General features: G+C 53.3%; 4 protein-coding genes. All 4 read right to left on the bottom strand.

From position 1 onward, the window contains the following. A partial coding sequence (locus BOW51_RS09210) for an exodeoxyribonuclease VII large subunit (protein ID WP_167367303.1) occupies nucleotides 1–462 on the bottom strand: 462 nt, incomplete at its 3' end. Beyond that, entirely contained in the window at nucleotides 449–838 is a 390-nt protein-coding gene (locus tag BOW51_RS09205) for a gamma-butyrobetaine hydroxylase family protein (protein ID WP_078477466.1), read from the bottom strand. The genes BOW51_RS09210 and BOW51_RS09205, both read right to left, overlap by 14 nt. A gap of 1 nt (nucleotide 839) precedes the next feature. Beyond that, nucleotides 840–1,853, bottom strand: a complete 1,014-nt coding sequence (gene hemH / locus BOW51_RS09200) for a ferrochelatase (RefSeq protein WP_078477465.1) — start codon at nucleotides 1,851–1,853, stop codon at nucleotides 840–842. A 168-nt stretch (nucleotides 1,854–2,021) separates the two neighbouring features. Further along, nucleotides 2,022–2,654: an endonuclease III gene (gene nth / locus BOW51_RS09195; protein WP_078477464.1), complete on the bottom strand. Its 633-nt coding sequence runs from the start codon at nucleotides 2,652–2,654 to the stop codon at nucleotides 2,022–2,024. Nucleotides 2,655–2,877 lie beyond the last annotated feature (223 nt).

Genomic DNA, 2,877 nt, shown 5'->3' with positions numbered 1-2,877 from the left:
CAGAGCCGCACCTGAAGCAGATGTCATGACGCCGACACTGGCAGGGAAGGGTGGAATCTCCTGCTTTGCTGCAGCATCGAACAGGCCTTCGGTGTCGAGTTTCTGTCTGAGCTGCTCGACCTGTTGGCGCAGCGCACCTTCGCCGGCCATCTCCATCTGTTCGACAATCAGCTGGTAGTCGCCGCGAGGTTCATACAGGGTGACACGGGCACGCACGATCACCTGCATGCCATTTTCAGGAGCAAAGCGCAGAAAGTTGCGTTTGTTTCTGAACAGGGCCGCGCGAACCTGTGCCTGTGAATCCTTCAGTGAGAAATAGACGTGGCCGGAACGCGGCATGGCAAGGTTGCTGATTTCACCGCTGATCCACAGTAGCGGGAAACTGCCTTCCAGCGCTGAACGCACCTCCATGTTAAGGCGGCTGACGGTAAAAATATCACGTTGGCGCTCAATTCCAGCCATCGGATTCCAGCTTTGACGGGGTGCGCGTATGTCCGGCTTCACGCAGTTTTTCGAGATATTCGTTCCAGTAGAGCGCCTGCTTGTGGCCAAGGTCATGCAGGTAGGCCCAGTCGTAGAGGCCTGAGTCATGACCGTCGTCGTAGACTATTTTGATGGCATATTGTCCAACCGGAAGGATGTTGTCGATATTGACGTCCTGCTTGTCGAGCTGCAGCTTGGCGCCCTGACCCCAGTGCCCACGCACTTCCGCAGAGGGGGAGTAGACGCGCAGGAATTCAGCCGGGTATTCGAAACTGTTGCCGTCATCAAATTCGATTTCGAGACGATGCGATGCCTGGTGCATGACGATGTTTGTTGGGTGCGGCGTGTCAGACATGTCAGTCCCACCCGTTTGTATGCTGTGCAATCAGTGATGACATCATGGCGATATGCTTGTCAGCATCATTCAGTGCCGGGATATATTCAAAGCGTTCACCACCGTTATCGAGAAAGTAGTGGCGGTTCTCATCATCAATCTCCTCGATGGTCTCAAGGCAATCGACAGAGAAGCCGGGGCAGATCACCTGCACGCTTTTGACTCCCTGTGCGGCGAGTGATTTCATGGTTGCATCCGTGTAGGGCTGCAGCCAGGGCTTGTTACCTACGCGTGACTGAAAGGTTTGTAGCCACTCAGAGTCGTCGAGATTGAGTGCCCGTACCAGTTTTTCAGTAGTCTGCCTGCACTCATCGGCATAGGGGTCGCCCTTGTCGACATACTCCTGTGGAATACCGTGGAAAGAGAGCAGTAACTTGTCAGCCTTGCCATGCTGTTCCTGGTGACGCCGTACTGAGTCTGCCAATGCCTCGATATAATCGGGATGCTCGGGGTAGTTGTTGATGAAACGGCATTCCGGAATCCAGCGCCATGTCTGTAACTCATCGGTGACGGCATCAAATACGGAGGCAACCGTACTTGCCGAGTACTGCGGATAGAGCGGCAGAACCAGGATGCGCCGTGCATTCTGCGTTCTCAACTCATCAAGGGCGTCGGTGATCGACGGATTGCCGTAACGCATGCCAAGCACTACCACGGTTGAGGAATTCTCCGGGTCAAGCTGTTGTTGCAGCCTGTCGGCCTGGCGACGGGAGATTGCCAACAGTGGCGACCCCTCATCACTCCAGACACTCTTGTAAGCCTTGGCCGATCGGCTTGGACGAATACGCAGAATCACCAGGTGCAGAATCAGGAACCACAGCAGGCGAGGAATCTCGACCACACGCGGATCGCTGAGAAATTCATCGAGATAGCGGCGCACGTCACTGACAGAGGCCGAGTCTGGTGTTCCCAGGTTGACCAGTAAGATGCCGGTACGAACCGGTTGATTATCGGGGAATGGCGCTTTGTCGTACATATTGCCCTGCTCGGTTTCTGAATAACGTTATATGTGCGACATTATTACGCAGATTCCAGTTTTTCACATCCTTGTTAGTTGTTGGTTATTAGTCGTTAGTTGTTAGTCATTCAGCGATTAGCCATCCTGGTGATTCCATCAGCCCCTGCCTGTTGCATAATCCGGGCGCTAGCTCTGTTTCTTTTTGAATTCACACAGATCCTCGATAACGCAGGATCCGCAGCGTGGCTTGCGTGCGATGCAGGTATAGCGGCCATGCAAGATCAGCCAGTGGTGGGCATCCATCATGAACTCTTCGGGAATCAGGCGCAGCAGGCGTTTCTCGACCTCGAGAACGTTCTTACCGGGAGCGATGCCTGTGCGATTGGAGACACGGAAGATATGCGTATCAACAGCCATGGTGGGCTGTTTAAACCAGGTGTTAAGAATGACGTTGGCAGTTTTTCTGCCGACACCCGGCAGGGCTTCCAGCTCTTTCCTTTCAGATGGTACCTGACTGTCGTGCTGTTCAATCAGAATTGCACAGGTCTTGATGATATTGGCGGCCTTGCTGTTGAAGAGGCCAATAGTTCTGATTTTCTCTTTCAGCCTCTCTTCGCCCATGGCCAGAATTTGCTCTGGTGTGTTAGCTACAGGGAAGAGCTTGGCAGTCGCCTTGTTGACGCCCTTATCGGTTGCCTGCGCGGAGAGAACCACGGCAACCAGCAGTTCAAATGCTGTTTCGAAATGCAGTTCGGTTGTCGGGTTGGGGTTTTCAGCACGAAGGCGTTCAAAAATCCGGGTACGTTTCTCTCTGTTCATGGCGCAGGATAATACACCAAAGGAGTCCCTGGTTCAGGGGTCCGAAAAAAGAAAAGCCCCGGTCCATCGGGGCTCTATCGCCGAGTCAAATTGGTGGTAGACAAAGGGATCTTCCGTGTAATGACATCCAGTTCCTGACTACTGTAGACTTCCATATCCACGAGTAGACTGAATTCCATCTCGTTTGGCGATAGTGTAACTATAGTGTGTCTGTTGGCTCGGC

The organism is Solemya elarraichensis gill symbiont (genome assembly GCF_002021095.1).
Taxonomy (GTDB): domain Bacteria; phylum Pseudomonadota; class Gammaproteobacteria; order Chromatiales; family Chromatiaceae.
The sequence above is the reverse complement of the archived record's forward strand: the minus strand, read 5'-3'. Positions and strand labels throughout refer to the sequence as shown.

What these genes read in the sequence shown, in the direction of transcription:
- BOW51_RS09205 (WP_078477466.1), bottom strand. Translation starts at nt 838, where the DNA reads ATGTCTGACACGCCGCACCCAACAAACATCGTCATGCACCAGGCATCG.
- hemH (WP_078477465.1), bottom strand. Translation starts at nt 1,853, where the DNA reads ATGTACGACAAAGCGCCATTCCCCGATAATCAACCGGTTCGTACCGGC.
- nth (WP_078477464.1), bottom strand. Translation starts at nt 2,654, where the DNA reads ATGAACAGAGAGAAACGTACCCGGATTTTTGAACGCCTTCGTGCTGAA.